Origin of the sequence: Micromonospora sp. NPDC049060, from assembly GCF_040649055.1 — a bacterium.
GTDB lineage: Bacteria > Actinomycetota > Actinomycetes > Mycobacteriales > Micromonosporaceae > Micromonospora > Micromonospora reichwaldensis.
In genome coordinates this window covers 1-16,945 of sequence record NZ_JBEZEV010000047.1, presented here as the reverse complement: position 1 = coordinate 16,945, position 16,945 = coordinate 1, and the positions used below count along the sequence as shown (strand labels likewise).

Below are 16,945 nucleotides of genomic sequence, written 5' to 3'. Positions count from 1 at the left end.
GCAGATGACCGACGCGACCGACGCGTACGGGCGGCGCTTGGGGGCCTACCTCGAGCAGTCCTCCTACTCGCGGCGGCGCGGCGGCCCGGGCGTGATCGACCTCGCCTTCGGCGATCCGCACGAGTTTCCCGCGCCGGCCCTGGTCGAGGTCCTGCAACGGCACCTGAGCCCGCAGCACACCGACTGGTTCGCCTACACCCGGGACCACCCGCCGGCCCAGGAGTCGGTGGCGGCCACCCTCAGCCGGGAACTCGCCCTGCCGTTCACCGCCGACGACGTCGCCCTGACCAACGGGGCGTTCGCGGGGCTGACCATCTGCCTGCGCAGCGTCTGCGACCCGGGCGACGAGGTGGTCTACCTCGACCCCGCCTGGTTCTACTACGAGCCGATCATCGCCTCGGTCGGCGCGGTCCCCCGGCCGGTGGCGTTGACCCCCGGTTCCTGGCGACTCGACGCGGAACTCGTCGCGGCGGCGATCACGCCCCGGACCAGCGCCGTCATCGTCAACAGCCCGAACAACCCGACCGGCGCGGTCTACACCGACGAGGAGTTCGCCGCGCTCGCCGAGGTGCTGCGGGAGGCGTCCGCCCGCAACGGCCGGCCGATCTACCTGCTGTCCGACGAGGCGTACCGGCGCATCGTGTTCGACGGCCGGTCGTGTCCCAGCCCGGCGACGCACTACCCGTTCACGTTCCTGGTGCACACGTACACCAAGACGCTCCTGCTGCCCGGCGAGCGCGTCGGCTACGTGGCGATCCCGCCGACCATGCCCGACCCGGCGGTGCTCCGCCGGGCCCTGACCGTGGCCCGCCTCACCACCGGCTGGGCGTTCCCCAACAACTCGCTGCTGTTCGCCCTGCCCGAGCTGGAACAGCACGCGCTACAGGTCAAGCCGATCGAGCAGCGCCGCGACCTGCTGGTCGACGCCCTGCGCGAGGCCGGGTACGAGGTCCAGCCGAGCGAGGGAACGTTCTACCTGCTGGCCCGGGTGCCGGACGCGGACGACTGGGCACACGCGGCCCTGCTCGAGGAGCGCGGCCTCCTGGTGCTGCCGGCCTCGGTGATGGGCGCGCCGGGCTACCTGCGGCTCTCCCTCACCGTCACCGACGACATGCTGGAGGAGACCATCGGCCGGCTGCGGTCGGCGCGGCCCTCGACCCGGGAGCACGCCAGTGTCCAGCGGTGACCTCCGCGAGGCCGACGCGGCCGTGACGCTCACCGCGGCGCCGGACGCGCCAGCCCCGGGCCGCCGGAACGCGACGGTGTCCACAGAGGAGGACCGGCCCGACGTCGAGGCCACCATGGCCCGCGCCCGCCGGGCCCAGGCGGAGGTCGAGTTCTGGCCGCAGGAGCGCGTCGACGACCTGGTCGCGGCCCTCGGCTGGGCGGCCTACCAGGAGGACACCGCCCGGTCGCTGGCCGACCTCGCCTACCGGGAGACCGGCCTCGGCGACCCGGAGCACCTGTTCACGCTCTACCAGCGCCGGGTCCTCGGCACGCTGCGTGACCTGCACGGCGTCGTCACCAGCGGGATCATCGAGGAGCTGCCGGAGCGTGGCCTGCGCAAGCTGGCCAAGCCCATCGGGGTCATCGCGGTGGCCAGCCCCGCCACCGCGCCCTGCTCCGGGGTGGTCGGCAACGCCCTGCCGATGCTGAAGACCCGCAACGCGGTGGTCATCACCCCCAACCCCCGGGCCCGGCACTCCGCGGCCCGCACCGTCGAGCTGCTGCGTCAGGCCCTGGAGACGGTCGGCGCCCCGCCGGACCTCGTCCAGTGCCTGCCGGTCACCGACCGGCAGACCACCGAGGCCCTGATGGCCGCCGCCGACCTGGTGATCGCCGCCGGCGGGCCCGGCACGGTACGCCGGGCGTACCGCAGCGGCACCCCGGCGATCAGCGCGGGCGTCGGCAACCCGGCGGTGATCGTGGACGACTCGGCCGACGTGGCCGCCGCGGCGGAGCTGATCGTGCTGGGCGGCAGCTTCAACAACGGCACCTCCTGCTCGTCGGAGAGCAACGTGCTGGTGGACGCCGGGATCGCGGCCGCCTTCCTCGACCAGTTGGCCCGGCAGGGCGCCCACCTGTGCGACGCGGCCGAGACGGCACGGCTGCGTACGCTGCTCTGGCCGGACGGGCGGGGGCTCAACCGCGACGCGGTCGGTCGACCCGCCGCGGCGCTCGCCGCCGCCGCCGGGATCGACCTGGCCGAGCCGACCAAGACCACCGCCCTGGTGGCCCAGCTGCCTCCCCTGGCGCCCGGCGGTGTCCCGGCGCTCGACGACCCGATGCTCGGCGAGAAGCTGGCGCCGGTCTTCACCGTGTCGACGTTCAGCGCCTTCGACGACGCGCTGGCCGCGGTGGAGACGCTGCTGGGCCGGATCGGGCAGGGCCACAGCTGCGGCATCCACACCGACCGGCCCGACCGGGTGGTCAGGCTGGCCGAGCGGGCCCGCGCCGGACGGGTGATGGTCAACCAGTCGACCGCCGTGGGCAACAGCGGCAGCTTCGACAACGGGATGCCGTTCACCCAGGTCATCGCCAGCGGCAGCTGGGGCGGTTGCTCCCGGTCGGAGAACGTGACCTGGCGCGACTTCCTCAACTACACCTACGTCTCACATCCCCTGCCGGTCAGCCTGCCGGACGAGGAGACCCTCTTCGGCGCCCACTGGCGACGCCTTCCCTGACGGAGACCCCGCACATGGACATCAGCCCTCCCGAGGCGCCACCGCGCGACCTGACCCAGGCCGAGATCGACGCGTTCCACACCGACGGCGTGGTCCGGCTCTCCGGCATGATCGACGACAAGTGGCTCGGCCGGATCGCCGAGGGCGTCGAGTACCTGCTCGCCAACCCGACAGTGCTGGCGCAGGCGACCGCGTTGCTGGGTGGCGGCGGGTTCGCCGGGGACGCCTTCATGTGGAAGACCCACGACGGCTTCCGCGACTTCATGTTCTTCTCCCCCGCGGCGCGCATCGCCCAGCAGCTGTTCGGCTCCACCGCGATCACCGCCTTCTACGACCAGATCTTCGCCAAGCCGGCCGGATCGGGTGCCCCGACGCCGTTCCACGAGGACGTCAGCTCCTGGCCGATCGCGGGCGAGCAGGTGTGCGCGATGTGGATCCCCCTCGACCCGTGCACCCCCGACACCGCCGCGCTGCAGGTGGTGCGTGGTTCGCACCGCTGGGGCCGGCGCTACGTGCCGATCACCCCGGGGGCCACCCACCTCGGCCGGCGCGAGGAACTCGAGGCGGTGCCGGACGTGTCCGACCACGAGATCCTGAGTTGGGACCTCACGCCCGGCGACATCGTGCTGTTCCACCCGGCCGCGTTGCACGGCGCCACCGGCACCGGCCCCGAGCGGCAGCGTCGGGCGTTCGTCTCCCGGTGGGTGGGCGACGGCGTCACCTTCCAGCCGCAGCACGCCGTCCTGCCGCTGCTGTGGGAACACGGCCTGCGGCCCGGTGACCCCATCGGGGGTCCGCTGTTCCCGAGGGTGCTGCCGACGCCGGTGCCGACGGAGACCGGCGCCCGCTTCGACGGCCCGCAGCAACCCCACGCCGAGCGGGCGGAGGAGTTCCTCACCATCCTGAGGATGCTGTAGGTGTTCGGAGAACTCACCGCCACGACCGCCGCCGGCCGGGAGCTGGTCTCCCTCGCCGAGGGCCACGTCGGCACCCTCGCCGAACGGGCCGGCCGGCACGACCGGGACAACACGTTCGTCGCCGACAACTTCGCCGACCTGCGCGACAGCGGGGTGCTCGCCGCATGCGCCCCGACCCGGCACGGCGGGCTGGGGGTCCGCTCCCTGCACGACGTGCTGGTGGCCGTCTCCCGGCTGGCCCGGGGCTGCGGGTCGACGGCCATCTGCGCGAACATGCACATGGCCTCGGTGTGGGGGCAGGTCCGCCGGTGGGAGCGGGCCGAGGCGGACGGTGACCGGGTCCGGGCGGCGCAGCTCGACGCGATCCTGGAGGCGTTGGGCGGCTCCGACCTGATCATGGCCGGGGCCTCCACCGAACCGGGCGCGACGTGGAACGGCGCGCTCACCGAGGCCGTCCGCAAGGGCGACGAGTACGTCGTCACCGGGCGCAAGACGTTCGTCACCAACTCGGCGGTCGCGGACTCGTTCAACGTCGCGGTCCGGGTCGCCGGTCCCGACGGCGGGTGGCGGCACGCCGAGGCCGTCGTCCTGGCCGGCACGCCCGGGCTGACCGTGCTCGGCGACTGGGACGCGCTGGGCATGCGGGGCTCCGGCAGCCACGGGCTCCTGCTGGAGGACTGCGTCGTGCCCGCCGACCGGGTCACCGTCAGGGAGCCGTTCGGCCCGCCGACGCCGGAGGACCTGGCGCGCTCCTGCGCGATCAACTTCCCCCTGCTGGGCGCCTCACTGGGGATCGCCGAGGCGGCCTTCCAGATCGCCGTGGAACACGCCACCAGGGTGCCCCGGCAGCCCGGACGGGCGGCGCCGGCACACCACCCGTCCGTACAGCGGGAGATCGCCGCCATGGAACTCGACCTGGCGGCCACCCGGGGGGTGCTGGAGCGCTCCGGACGCCTGGTGGACGCCCTGTTCGCCGCCGACGACCCGGCGCAGCGGTCCGAGGCCGCCGTCCGCGACGTCGTACGGGGGTGGCAGACCGCGAAGCTGCTGGCGAACCGCACGGCGGTGAGCACGGTCGACCGGGCCATGACGATCTGCGGCGGGGCGTCCTTCAGCAGCCGGCACCCCCTGTCCCGGCTGTACCGCGACGCCCGCGCGGGCGGCTTCATGCAGCCGTTCGGATCGCTGGACGCCTACCCGTACATCGGGCGGGTCGCGCTCGGACTCGACCCGCACGCCGACTGAGGCCGGCGGACGCCGGACGCCGCCGCGCGCCACGGACCCGTCCTGCCGCCCCCGGGGGCCGGGTCGGGAGCTACCGTCGCGCGGCGGGCCTGCCGGGTGCCGGCAACGCGCGCACGTCCAGCTTCCCGCTCGGCGTCCGGGGCAGCTCGTCGAGGCACACCACGGCGCCGGGCAGCAGGTAGTCGGGCAGCGTCTCGCGGAGCTGGTCGCGCAGCTCGCGGGCGGTCGGTCCGGGCGGCTCGCTCGGCACGACGTACGCGACGAGGCGCGGGACGGCGCCGGTCCCGGCGACCGGCACCACCGCCGCCCGGCGCACCCCGGCGCACCGGCGTACCGCCTGCTCCACCTCGCCCAGCTCGACGCGGTGGCCCCGGATCTTGACCTGGCCGTCGCGGCGGCCGTGGAACTCCACAAGTCCGTCAGGGTGGCGGGTCACCAGGTCGCCCGTGCGGTAGCACCGGCCCTCGGGATGGTCGGTCGGGAACATCTCGCCGGTCGTCGCGGGGTCGTCGCGGTAGCCGCGGGCGAGCCCCGCGCCGAAGATCAGCAGCTCCCCCTCGACGCCCGCCGCGACCGGACGCAGGTCGGCGTCGACGACGGCGACCCGCGCGTTGTCGATCGGGCGGCCGATCGGCACGGTGGCGGTGCCCGGGCGCGCCGCCGGGTCGGCCGGCACCTCGAAGGTGAGCGCGCCGACGGTGGTCTCGGTCGGGCCGTAGTGGTTGACCATCCGCACGCCCGACAGCTCGCGGACCTGGTCCACCAGCTCCCACCGGCACACCTCGCCACCGACGATGAGCAGGCGGCGGGGCAGGGCCCGCTCCGCCGCCTCGTCGAGCAGCGCCGCCAGGTGCGAGGGGGTGATCTTCAGGACGTCGACGCGGTGCTCGTCCTGGTAGTCGGCGAAGTCGTCGGGGTCCGTCGCGGTCTCGGTGGGCACCAGGTGCAGCGTGTCTCCCCCGGTGAGGGCCGGGAAGACCGCGGTGTGCCCGAGGTCCGTCGCGAGGCTGGTCACCGACGCGAAGCGCAGCCGTTCGCCGTCGGCCCGTTCCGGGTCGACCAGCCGGGCGACGAAGGCCGCGTAGTTGGCCAGGGCCGCGTGCGGGATCTCGACGACCTTGGGTACGCCGGTGGAGCCGGACGTGAACACGGTGTAGGCGAGCTGGTCCCCCGCGACCGGCGGCGGACCGCCCAGCGCCCCGGCGCGCTCCGCCGCCGCCCCCGCGCCGATCCAGCCGGCCAGGTCGACGGCGAGCACCACCTGCCCGGACACCGGCGGGTCGTCGCGATCCGTCACCACGACGGCGGCCCCGCAGCCGCGCAGCTGGCTCTCGACGCGGGCCCGGGGCTGGTTGACGTCCACACAGGCGTAGCCGGCCCCGGCGTGCAGCGCGGCCAGGCACGCCACCAGCTGGGCGGCGCCCCGGTCGGCCAGGACGGCCACCGGGGCGGCTGGCGCACCGTGGCGCCGCAACACGTCGGCGAGACCCGCGACGGCGTGGCGCAGCTCGGCGTAGCTCAGTGTCGCGTCCGCGCCGACGACGGCCGTACGGTGGCCGTGCCGTTGCGCGGCCGCCCAGATCAGCGCGGGCACCGCCCGGTCGGGGTGCCACCCGGTCGGCGGTCCGGGCACCTCGGGATCGGCGGGCATGGCAGGTCCCTTCGGTTCGACGGCGGCGGGCCGACAGGTCGCCGGTCGACCGTGGGGTCGCGCGGCACGGGCTTGCGGTGGCAGCGATCGTGACACGGGGGCCGCACCGCGACAACACCTCATTCGTGCCGCGAACCCCTATCGTCGGGGCCGCTCGGCGGACGACGACGGGTCCGGTGTGGTCAGACGGCCACCATGCAGTTGTCGGAGCCGCTGTCGCGCCCCCGGGCGCTGACGATCCCGGCGGAGCCGTCGCCGTAGTAGCGGCAGAACAGGCCCGCCGCGCGGCCGCCGAACAGCAGCGGCCCGATCACCGGGGCGACCTCGACGTCGTGGGGCTCGTCGGCGCCGTCGGCGAGGAGCGCGACCCGGCACGTACGTGGCGCCACGAAGTCCTGCACCACGCTGGTGCCGTCGGCGGCGGCCTCGGCGACGGCGGACTCCCACGTCGCCTGGTCGACCTCGCCGCCGATGACCACCTGCTTGCCGCTCTCCCCCAGGCCCGCCTTGAGCACCAGCAGGTCCCGGTTCGCCACGACGAACGGGAGCAGCTCGACCTCGCGACCCGCGCGGCTGGTGCGGCGGTCCGCGAGGATCCGCGTCCACGGCACGTACCTGTCGACGAGGCTCCGGTCGGCCGCGCTCATCCACGGCCGGCCCTCCGAGAGCAGGCCCATGGTCAGCTTGCTGTGCATGAAGGTCGACGTCTGGGTGCCCACGAGCAGGCAGCCGTTGTCGAGCGCGTCCTGCACGTAGCTGGTGTCGAGACCGGCGTCGAGCCAGTCCGGGATGGTGAAGTTGCGCAGCCCGATCGGGTAGCGCAGGTGGGGCGGGCAGTCCCACGCCTCCGGCAGCTCCTCGGGCTCGAAGAAGCGGGCGGTGAGGCCGTGGTTGTTGAGGTAGTCGGCCTCCAACTGGAAGTAGCGGCTCTGCACGCCGTAGACCCGGGCGCTGCCGACGATGGCCACCCTGGGCGCCAGCCCCAGCTCGGCGCAGAGCGAGCGGTACATCTCGGCGCGCACGGCGAACGGGTCCGGGGAGCTGAACGGGGTCCTGCCCTCCGCGTCGCCGTGCAGCCTGCGCCACACCTCGAGGCGGCTGCGCGTCTCCACCACGCCGCCGAGCGCGCCGCTGACGTTGAACTCCAGGAACTGGGGCCCGTCCGGCCCGATGACGACGTCCGGCCGCACGACGCAGTCCGGATAGCGCTCCTCGACGAACGGGTCCCGCACGAACAGCTGATCCTCGCTCTGCGGCATGCGGTAGGCCGCCAGCCGGCCCTGCGTGGTGGGGGCCGTCTCGAGGGCGGTGCGGCGGAGCAGGTCGACCAGCGCGGCGGCCGCCCGGAAGATCTCGGCGTAGGACGCGCGCGGGATGGCGATCGGTGCCGCCGGCAGCAGCCGCTGGTAGGGCCAGCCCGTGTCCCGCAGCTCGTGGCGGAGCATCCCGCGGATCGTCTCCGCCGGCGCGGCCGGCGCCACGCGGTGGGTGCCGAACCACGGATGCCCGGCCGGCCCCGCACTGCCGACATGCTCGCGCACGGTCATCTGACGCTCCCCGGAATCGCACGTCGGGCCGGCGCCGGTGCGTGCTCGCCGCGGGGCCGGTGTCTCCGAAACGATGATCGACATAGACTAACATTCACGTCCGACGGGGACCGCGTCGGTTCGTCCACCTCCGACACGGGAGAACTGCCGATGACCTTGCGTCATGTCCAGGGCAACGAGTACCGCGAAGAGCACGGCGGGGACTACGAGGACTTCGAGCCCGGCATGGTGATCCGGCACTGGCCGGGCCGCACCATCTCCGAGACCGACAACACCTGGCTGACCCTGCTCACCATGAACCAGCACCCGCTGCACTTCGACGAGCACTACGGCGCGGGCAGCGAGTACGGGCGGGTGCTCGTCAACAGCGGGATCACCCTGTGCCTGATCGGCGGCATGACCGTGCAGGCCCTGTCGGCGCGGGCGGTGGCGAACCTCGGCTGGGACAAGGTCCGCCTGCGCGAGCCGGTGTTCGTCGGCGACACGTTGTACGCCACCAGCCGCATCCTCGACAAGCGCCTGAGCCGGTCCCGGCCCGGCCAGGGCATCGTCACGGTGGAGACGACGGGCACGAAGTCCACCGGCGAGACGGTCATCGTCTTCGAGCGTTCCTTCATGGTCCGCTGCCGGGAGAGCTCCGCCTGACCTACGCCACGGACGCCGCCCCCTCGTGCAGCGCCACGGCGGCGGCGGTGTCCTCGATGGCCATCCCGACCGTACGCAGGACGGACGTCCGCCCGCCGACGCGCACCCCGCCGGTGACCAGCGTGCCCAGCTCGTGCAGGTCGTCCACGCCGATCAGGCCGGCGGCCAGGGCGGCGCGCACCTCACCGGCGCCGTCCAGCGCGGCGGTGCGGTCCTCGACGACCGCCACGGCGTCGGCCAGCAGGGCAGGGTCGAGTTCGATCGCGTCCGGGTGGGTGCCGCCGATGACGTTGACGTGCGCCCCGGGCGCCACCCAGTCCGCCTCCACCAGCGGCGTGTTGTCGCTGGTGGAGGTCGCCGTGCAGATGATCGCCGCGTCGGCGACGGCGGCCTTGGCGCTGTCGCAGACGCTCGCGTGCACGGGGTGGGGCACGGCGTCGCGCACCCAGTCGGCGAACTGCTCCGCGCGGTCCCGGGTCCGCGAGAACACCCGTACGCTGCGGATCCGGCGCACCGCCGCCACCGCGCGCACCAGCGACCGCGCCTGCACCCCCGCCCCGATGACCGCGAGGTCCTCGGCGTCCTCGGCGGCGCACCAGCGGGTCGCCAGGGCGGCGACCGCACCGGTGCGCACGGCGGTCAGCTCCGCGCCGTCGAGCAGGGCCGTGATCTGCCCGGTGGTCAGGTCCGTCAGCGCGACGACCCCGTGGATCAGCGGCAGGCCGCGCCCGGGGTTGTCGGGGGTGAGCGTGGTGATCTTGACGCTGCCCACGCCGCGCCGCTCCCAGACCGCGGGGCTGACCAGCAGGACCCGCTGGGGGCCGTGCTCGATGACGGTGCGCGCCGGGGAGTCGGTCCGGCCGGCGACCAGGTCCGCGAACATCTCGCCCAGCGCGTCGATCACCCGCACGAGCTGGGGCGTGCCCGCCATCTGTGCGGCGTCGACCGTCACCGGCCCGGTCATCCGGCAGCTCCGTCGGTGCCGAACCGGGCGGCCCAGGCGTCCTCGCGCGACACGGTGGCGCGGGCCATCCGGGCGAACGGCGGGCCGACCATGTTCCCGTCCAGCACGGCGATCCCGCCGTTGGCCGCCCGTACGGCGTCGGCCACCCTGCGCGCCAGGCGCAGGTCGTCGGCCTGGGGGCGCAGCACCCGGTTGATCTCGTCGAGCTCACCCGGGTGCACCGTCGCCTTGCCGTGGAAGCCGAGCGCCCGCACCCGGGCGGTCTCCTGCGCCAGCACGGCCGGCTCGGCGAGCCGGAAGTTGGCGGTGTCGATGCAGGCGGTGCCGTGCCGGGCGCAGGCCAGCGCCATCGCCTGCCGGGCGGCGAGCATGGCCTCCCAGGTGATCTCGACCCCGAGCGTGGCGGCCAGATCGGCCGAGCCGAGGACCAGCCCGTCACTCGCCCCGGCGATCGCGTCGATCTCCGTGACCGCCTCCACTGTCTCCACCGTCACGTAGATCTCCGGGTGCGCGTCCGCGCTGGCCAGGATCTGCCGCAGCAGGGCCACCTCGGCCGCCGACGTCACCATCGTCATCATCACGATGCCGGGCCGCACCGAGCACTCCGTGAGGGCCACCAGGTCCTGCACCGCCGCGACGCTGCCCAGCTGGTTGATGCGCACCGCGACGTTCTCCGGCCGGGGCGCCTTCTCCAGGGCGGCCCGGCACACGGTGCGCGCGGCCGGCTTCTCGGCCGCCGGTACGGAGTCCTCCAGGTCGATCAGGTGCACGTCCGCGTCGTAGGACCAGGCCTTCACGACCCGGTCCAGCGACAGCGCCGGGGTGTAGAGGATGCTGCGCGGGATCGCCCGCGCGGCGCCGGTCATCGGGTCACCGGCTCGGGTCGTTCGGCTGCCGGGCGGGCGCCCGCCTCGACGAGCACGGAGCACAGCCTGGTGATCTGTTCCTCGGTCTGGCCCGCGCGCAGCATGACCCGCAGGCCGGCGGTGCCGCGGGCGACGATCGGGAAGAACACCGGCGAGGTGTAGAACCCGGCCGCGAAGACCCGCTGGGCCGCCTCGACGACGGTCTCGTCGGTCATCGGCACCACCCGGATCGGGTACGTGCTGCCCGACTGCTCGGTCGCCAGCAGCGAGTCGAACAGCGCGATGTTGGCCCGCAGCCGCCCCTGCAGCCGGGTGAGCTCCTCGGTGCGGTGGATCTCCGCCGAGGCGAGCGCGGCGCCCACGGCGGCCGCGTTCATCTTCTGCGAGTAGCCCAGGGGCCCCGCGAAGCGTTCGACGATCCGCCGCGTCTCCTTGGGGAAGCCGTCGAGCAGGATCGCCGTGCCGCCCGCCCCGAAGCCCTTGCTCAGGGTCGCGACGGTGATGGTGCGGTCGTCGCGCACCGGGCAGTGCGAGCGGACGTAGCCGATGCCGCGCTCGCCGTACGCCGACAGCGAGTGCGAGTCGTCGTAGAAGACCATCATGTTGTACTTGTCCTGCAGCACGGCCAGTTCCTCGACGGGCGCGTAGCCGCCGAGGCTGTCCGAGCCGTCCACGACGTAGCAGACGCGTTCGTAGGTGCGGCACATGTCCTCGAGGTAGTCGAGGTCGTGGTGGCGGCAGGTGACGACCTCGGTCTCGTCGGCGCAGTTCGGCTTGGCGTTGGCCATCGACACGTGCGCGTTCTTGTCGAAGACCATCAGCGGCCGGGTGCCGTTGCCGAGGTGCCCCGACGCGATCAGCGGCAGCAGGCCGGTGCTGGCCGCCGCCGTGGAGATCGCGCTGATCACCATGGCGTCGAACAGCTCGCCCAGCGACTCCTCCAGCTCCAGCAGCACCGACGTCTGGACGCGGGTGCGCGGGATGCAGTGGTCCAGCACGCCGAAGCGGCGCAGCGCGGCGACGGCCCCGTCGATCACCTTGGGGTGGGTGTCGAGGTCCAGGTAGGAACAGACGGTGAAGTTGACGAACTCGTGGCCGTCGGCCATCCGGAACACGCCGTCGGAGAGGTCGCCGACGATGCCGGCGACGCCGTGCTCCTCGGACATGTTCCAGAAGGTGTTCCCCACACCGATGAGCTTGTCGTTGTTGCGGTAGCGGTGGGTGGGGGTGATGGACTTGCGCTCGCTCATCAGGAGTTCACCTCGGTGGGCTTGTAGCTGTAGACACCCTTGACCCTCCGGTAGGCGTACGTGTACAGCGCGACGCCGAGCGCGTGCGGCCTGCGGAGGATCTTCTTCGACTTCAGCCAGAAATTGACGTTGATGTTCATCTCGTCCAGCGACTCGGCCTGGTGCCACCAGCCGAGCGGCAGGTAGAGCATGTGGCCCGGTTCGAGGACGAAGTCACGGCGCTGGGCCAGCTTGGGCGCCACCCTCGGGAAGCGCGCCAGGTCGACGTTGTCCAGGTCGAATACCTGGGACTTGTCCCCGAAGCCGCGCAGCACCGAACGCGGATAGTACTCGCGGGAACCGGGCGGGGCGATGATGAACCGCTTGCGGCCCTCCAGCGCGATGTTGAAGTTCTCGAACTCGTCGAAGTGGTTCTTGGTGAACACGCCGCGGTGGCTGATCCACAGGTTCGCCGCGTAGAGCGTGTCGCCGTAGCCGAAGAACTTGTCCGCGTCGAAGCCGATGACGGCGTTGACGTCGGCCGGGCTGTTGCGGATGTTCGACACCACCCGGTGCCACGTGCCCGGCGTCGTCAGGTGCCGCTCGTCGGCGAAGAAGTCGCGCAGCTTGATGTCGCGGGTCTCCCAGCGTCCCGGGTGGTTCTTGTCGCCCGGCTCGGTGAACAGGGTGACGGTCATCTCGGCCAGCCGGCTCGCCACGCCGTCGCGGCCGAGCCCCTGCACGTCGGGCGGCAGCGCGATCACCACGGGCACGTCGGCCTTGAACAGGCCGCCGGGGCCGACGGCCATGAACTCGTCGAAGGTCATGCGGGCCACGGGGACACCCGCCGACCCGTTCGCGTTGGACACTGCGTCCGGAACTCCCATGTCGCCTTTCCTCACTGCTGAGGGCCGCGGTGCGCGGCCGGTCACGCGTTGGCCCTGCGGGCGCTCAACTCCGCCACCACGTCCACGATCAGGTCCTCCTGGCCGGCGATGGCCTGTCGCCTGCCGAGTTCGAAGAACACGTCGCGCGCGTCGACGCCGGCGCGGCCGGACAGCTCGACCACCCGGTGCTTGAACCCGGAGAACACCCCGGCCAGGCCGCTCACGATGGACATCGAGGCGGTGACCGGAGGTGCGGGCATGAGCTCGCGTTCCGCGAGGTCGGCGGCGTCGAGGAGCGCGTACAGGTCGATGCCGGTCGCGAAGCCGCTGCGCTCCAGCACGGGGACGAGCACCTCGAGCTGCGTGTTGCCCGCCCCGGCGCCGAAGCCCCGCGCGCAACCGTCGATGATCAGGGCGCCGGCCTGCGCCGCGGCCACCGAGTTGGCGACGGCCATGCCGAGGTTGTCGTGGCCGTGGAAGATCACCGGCGTGTCGACCGCCGCGACGATCGCACCGATCCGCGCGGTGACGTCGACGGGCAGGAAGTGACCCGCCGAGTCCATGATCCCGACCGCCTGCGCGCCGTACGCGACGGCCTGCGCGGCGTGCTCGGCCAGCTCGGCGGGGGACGCCATGTGGCTCATCATCAGCACGCAGTGCGCCTCGGCGCCGGCCTCGCGCAGGACGTCGAGGTGGCGCTCGGCCAGCGACGTCTCGGTGGCGTGCACGCCGATGCGGACGACGTCGGCGCCGTGGCCGATCGCGCGCCGCAGGTCGTCGGAGGTGCCCCAGCCCGGCAGCATGAACACGCCCATCCGGCTGTGCCGCAGCGCCTCCCGGACCGTCGACAGCATCTCGTCGTCGCTGACCGCGGCCTGACCGACCTGTAGGGACGACGCGCCGAGGCCGTTGCCGTGGCCGACCTCGACCACCGGGATCCGCGCCGCGTCCGCCGCTTCCGCGTACCGGCGCAGGGCGACGGCCCCGAGCTGGTGGCGGACCGCGTGCTGGCCGTCGCGCAGCGTCGGGTCGTGGATCACGACGTTCCTCATCGGGCCGCCTCCGTCCGGGCGCTCCGGCCCAGCCGGGCCGCGTGCTGCTCGGCGACCAGGATGGCGGCCGAGTTGATGATGTCGAGGTTGCCGGCGTACCGGGGCAGCACGTCGCTGTGGGCGGTGACCTGGAGGGCGACCGTCACCCGGTCGTCGACCACGGTGCAGGCGGTCACCGCGTAGCCGGGGGCGAACGAGCGCACCTGCTCGGCCACCGGGTCGACCGCCGCGCGCACCGCGGCGACGTCGGCGCCGGGGATCCGCGCGTGCACGGCCGTCCGGAACGTCGCCGGCGGCACCGCCGGGCTGATGTTGAGGATGGCCTTGACGTCGCGTACGCCGGAGAACGTCGTGACGGCGTGCCGGGTCGTCGCCACGTACTCGTCGAGGTTCAGCCGGGTGCCGCGGCCCGCGACGTCACTGGCCACCGTCGAGACGACCTCGAGGTAGCTCACCGGGAAGCGGGCGGCGAGCGCGTGCGCGACCGGGATGGACGCCTGACCGCCGCAGCTGATCAGGTTGATGTTGCGCCCGGTCGTCGCCTCCACCCCGGTCACGGTCGGCACCACCATCCGGCCCACCCGGCTGGGCGTCATGTCGACCACCAGCGGGCCGAGCGGCTCCAGCAGCGACCAGTGGCGCAGGTGCGACGCCGCGTTGGTGGCGTCGAACACGACGTCGAACGCGTCCCCCGCCGCCAGCACGGCGTCGATCCCGGCGGCGCTGACGGGGTAGCCGAACCGCTCGGCGTGCCGCAGGCCCGCCGAGTCCGGATTGCGCCCGGCCACCAGGCGGCAGTCCAGCAGGGCGGATCGGTGGATCTTGCTGATCAGGTCCTGGCCGATCGCCCCGGTGCCGATGACGGCGACGGTGGCCGGTTCGACGACGCGGACCTCGGCGTCGGTCACGTCCGCGGTGAGACTCAAGGCGTGCCTCCAGGGCGCCGGAGCCGGCCGGTCCACGACCGCCGGGCGAGGGATGGGATGCGGGTGCCCGGACGGCCCGCGCGACGCCCACGGCGGCGCGGCCGCCCTCGGGGCGTCGCGGTCGGTGGACAGTCGGGATACGGGTGCGCCGGGCGGATGTCGGAACACGTCGTGACCGGGAGTCGTTCGGCGGAATCCGTTCGGCCGGAATTGCCGAGTCGAACAACAATCGGACATATACCTTGATCTCAGAAGTCTCGACGTATTAACCGAAGAAGCCCCCGTTTACCTGCACGACAACCAATGCGGCCGTTGCGCTCAGTCAGCCGCAGCGTTCCGTCGGATCGAAGCTATCAGATGGCCACGCCGAGTGGACCCGGCTGTTACGTCACTCTCGCGACAGTCCAGGCTGGAGTGTGAACCGTCACAGAGCCCGCGAACGGGCGACGCGCGGTGGCAGCCACCGACCCGCTCGCGGCGCTGCGGAGGGCCTCCGGGCAGGTCGTACGCCCGAGCTGCCCGCGCGGTCGCCCGGCGGGTCACCGATCCGTCGCGCGGCGCCGACGGCACTTCGCCCTCGACGCCGGCACGACCATTTGCGACTATCCTCGTCAGCTCCACCGTGCCGGCATTTTCGGACGGTCCGGCCGAATTGTCGACGGTGGTGTATCGGCAGATCGAAAAGGGGGAGGGAATGGCACGTCCGACCACCCGCCGGCGAAGCTCGACCGGCGCCGGATGACGACCGCCGCCGCACCCCCTGCCGGCCCCGCCCGCCCCGAACCGGACGCGCCCCGCCCCCGAGAGGACACACCATGACGACCACCCGGCCGCCCGCAGTGAGCAGGTCGCCACTGGGCCGCGCGTACGCCGAGCACGTCGCCCGGAGCGCGTCGACGGACGACCCGACGGCCGCCGCCCTGGACTCGGTCATCCTCGAGCCGTACCGGGACCGGTTCATGAGCGCCCCCGCCTTCCTGGCGGAGAGTGAGTGCCGGGCCGTCGCCCGGGATCTGCGCACGGTCTACGACCTGCTGCGCGCCCTACCGGAGCGGGTGTTCGACGGGGACCTCACCGCACTGGCCGAGGCCGTCGGCATGGATCCCCGGCAGACGGCGCTGATCACGCGCGGCACCCGCGTCGGGTCGCTCGTCCCGCTGGGCCGCGCCGACCTCTACCACGACGGCGCGGGGTTCCGGCTGCTCGAGTTCAACCTCACCAGCGCCCTCGGCGGCTTCGAGTCCGCCGACATCAACCGGGCGATGCTGGCGTACCCGCCGCTGCGGGAGTTCGTGGACCGGCACGGGCTCCGGTACCCGGACACGCTGGGCTGCATCGTGCGGATGATGTACGCCGAGTGCGCCGCGATGATCCCCACGGACCGGCCGCCCGTCGTCGCCGTGGTGGACACGACGGAGAACTACTCCATCGTGGGCGGCCGGCTCGAGGTGTTCGCCGAACTGCTCGCCGGGTACGGGATCGAGGGGATCGGCTGCCACCTCGGCCAGTTCACGTACCCGCAGGGCCGGCCGACCGTGGCGGGCCGCGCCGTCGACGTCGTCGTGCGCTACTTCCTGCCCGAGGACCTGGCCGACCCGACGGCGGCGGCCCAGGTGGAGCCGCTGCTGGTCGCCGCGGAGCAGGAGAAGGTCGGCCTGTTCAGCCGCCTGGACGCCGAGCTCTACGGCAACAAGGGCACCCTGGCCATGCTCTCCGACGACCGGCACCGGCACCTGTTCGACGCCGACGAGCGGGCCTGCCTCGACCGGCTCCTGCCGTGGACCCGGCACGTCCGCCCGCGCGGCACCGATCCCGAGGGGGCCGAGGTCGACCTGCTCGCCTACGCCCGGGCCCGGCAGGACGAGCTGATCCTGAAGCCGACGCTGCTGCACGGGGGCAACGGCGTACTGGCCGGGTGGACGGTGGGCGGCGCCGAGTGGCAGGCCCGGCTCGACGCCGCGCTGGACGGCCCGTACGTGCTGCAACGCCGGGTCCGGCCCGCCGCCGAGCCGTTCGTCGACGGCGCGGGCGGCGTGCGGGACCTCTACCTCAACTGGGGGGTCTACCTGGCCGACCGCGACGTCGTCGGCGAGGACGGCTACGCCGGCTGCCTCGTCCGTGGCAGCACCGACCCGGGGGTCGGGGTGGTCAGCATGGCCGGCGGCGCGAAGATCGGCTGCACCTTTCACGGTGGCTGAGCGCCGTCGCCTGCCGGGTGGGGCCGTCGCGCGCGTACCGCCGCCCGCCGGGGCCCGCGGGGGGGTGCCGCGGGGGGGGCCGGGGGGGGGGCGGGCCGGGGGGGGGGCGGCCGGGGGGGCGGGGGGGCCCCCCC

Annotated in this window: 14 protein-coding genes; 6 read left to right on the top strand and 8 right to left on the bottom strand. The window is 73.5% G+C overall.

What is annotated here, in order from left to right:
- Positions 1-4 precede the first annotated feature (4 nt).
- From AB0B83_RS18085 to AB0B83_RS18070, 4 genes are read left to right on the top strand one after another with little or no spacing between them, the layout of a single operon-like run.
- On the top strand, positions 5-1,186 hold the full coding sequence (locus tag AB0B83_RS18085; protein WP_357579152.1) for an aminotransferase class I/II-fold pyridoxal phosphate-dependent enzyme: 1,182 nt from the start codon (positions 5-7) through the stop codon (positions 1,184-1,186).
- Positions 1,173-2,684, top strand: a complete 1,512-nt coding sequence (locus AB0B83_RS18080; protein ID WP_357579151.1) for an aldehyde dehydrogenase family protein — start codon at positions 1,173-1,175, stop codon at positions 2,682-2,684. The genes AB0B83_RS18085 and AB0B83_RS18080 overlap by 14 nt, the downstream gene beginning before the upstream one ends.
- A gap of 14 nt (positions 2,685-2,698) precedes the next feature.
- Positions 2,699-3,601, top strand: coding sequence for a phytanoyl-CoA dioxygenase family protein (locus AB0B83_RS18075; RefSeq protein ID WP_151454066.1), 903 nt, complete (start codon positions 2,699-2,701; stop codon positions 3,599-3,601).
- Positions 3,602-4,846: an acyl-CoA dehydrogenase family protein gene (locus AB0B83_RS18070; protein ID WP_357579150.1), complete on the top strand. Its 1,245-nt coding sequence runs from the start codon at positions 3,602-3,604 to the stop codon at positions 4,844-4,846.
- A 70-nt stretch (positions 4,847-4,916) separates the two neighbouring features.
- Here AB0B83_RS18070 and AB0B83_RS18065 read toward each other — a convergent pair whose 3' ends face one another.
- Positions 4,917-6,497 carry an amino acid adenylation domain-containing protein gene (locus AB0B83_RS18065; protein WP_357579149.1) on the bottom strand — a complete coding sequence of 527 codons (1,581 nt, stop codon included), beginning with the start codon at positions 6,495-6,497 and terminating at the stop codon, positions 4,917-4,919.
- 182 nt (positions 6,498-6,679) lie between these two features.
- On the bottom strand, positions 6,680-8,044 hold the full coding sequence (locus AB0B83_RS18060; RefSeq protein WP_357579148.1) for a hypothetical protein: 1,365 nt from the start codon (positions 8,042-8,044) through the stop codon (positions 6,680-6,682).
- Between the two features lie 150 nt (positions 8,045-8,194).
- Here AB0B83_RS18060 and AB0B83_RS18055 point away from each other — a divergent pair, with 150 nt between their 5' ends.
- The gene (locus tag AB0B83_RS18055; RefSeq protein WP_357579147.1) at positions 8,195-8,689 is read left to right on the top strand and encodes a MaoC family dehydratase; all 495 of its coding nucleotides are present in this window, start codon (positions 8,195-8,197) and stop codon (positions 8,687-8,689) included.
- Between the two features lies 1 nt (position 8,690).
- On the opposite strand, the gene AB0B83_RS18050 is transcribed toward AB0B83_RS18055, so the two are convergent.
- From AB0B83_RS18050 to AB0B83_RS18025, 6 genes are all read right to left on the bottom strand, one after another.
- Positions 8,691-9,653 carry an ornithine cyclodeaminase family protein gene (locus AB0B83_RS18050; protein ID WP_357579146.1) on the bottom strand — a complete coding sequence of 321 codons (963 nt, stop codon included), beginning with the start codon at positions 9,651-9,653 and terminating at the stop codon, positions 8,691-8,693.
- Entirely contained in the window at positions 9,650-10,519 is an 870-nt protein-coding gene (locus AB0B83_RS18045; RefSeq protein WP_151454060.1) for an aldolase/citrate lyase family protein, read from the bottom strand. Before AB0B83_RS18045 ends, AB0B83_RS18050 begins: the two co-directional genes overlap by 4 nt.
- Positions 10,516-11,769, bottom strand: a complete 1,254-nt coding sequence (locus tag AB0B83_RS18040) for an aminotransferase class I/II-fold pyridoxal phosphate-dependent enzyme (RefSeq protein ID WP_357579145.1) — start codon at positions 11,767-11,769, stop codon at positions 10,516-10,518. The genes AB0B83_RS18045 and AB0B83_RS18040 overlap by 4 nt, the downstream gene beginning before the upstream one ends.
- Entirely contained in the window at positions 11,769-12,575 is an 807-nt protein-coding gene (locus AB0B83_RS18035) for a cupin-like domain-containing protein (protein ID WP_357579163.1), read from the bottom strand. The genes AB0B83_RS18040 and AB0B83_RS18035 overlap by 1 nt, the downstream gene beginning before the upstream one ends.
- Before the next feature lie 101 nt (positions 12,576-12,676).
- Positions 12,677-13,687, bottom strand: a complete 1,011-nt coding sequence (dmpG, locus tag AB0B83_RS18030; RefSeq protein WP_357579144.1) for a 4-hydroxy-2-oxovalerate aldolase — start codon at positions 13,685-13,687, stop codon at positions 12,677-12,679.
- Positions 13,684-14,613 (bottom strand): acetaldehyde dehydrogenase (acetylating), encoded by a 930-nt coding sequence (locus tag AB0B83_RS18025; RefSeq protein WP_357579143.1) that lies wholly within the window; start codon positions 14,611-14,613, stop codon positions 13,684-13,686. Before AB0B83_RS18025 ends, dmpG begins: the two co-directional genes overlap by 4 nt.
- Before the next feature lie 815 nt (positions 14,614-15,428).
- Here AB0B83_RS18025 and AB0B83_RS18020 point away from each other — a divergent pair.
- Positions 15,429-16,811, top strand: coding sequence for a hypothetical protein (locus AB0B83_RS18020; protein WP_357579142.1), 1,383 nt, complete (start codon positions 15,429-15,431; stop codon positions 16,809-16,811).
- Positions 16,812-16,945: the final 134 nt, after the last annotated feature.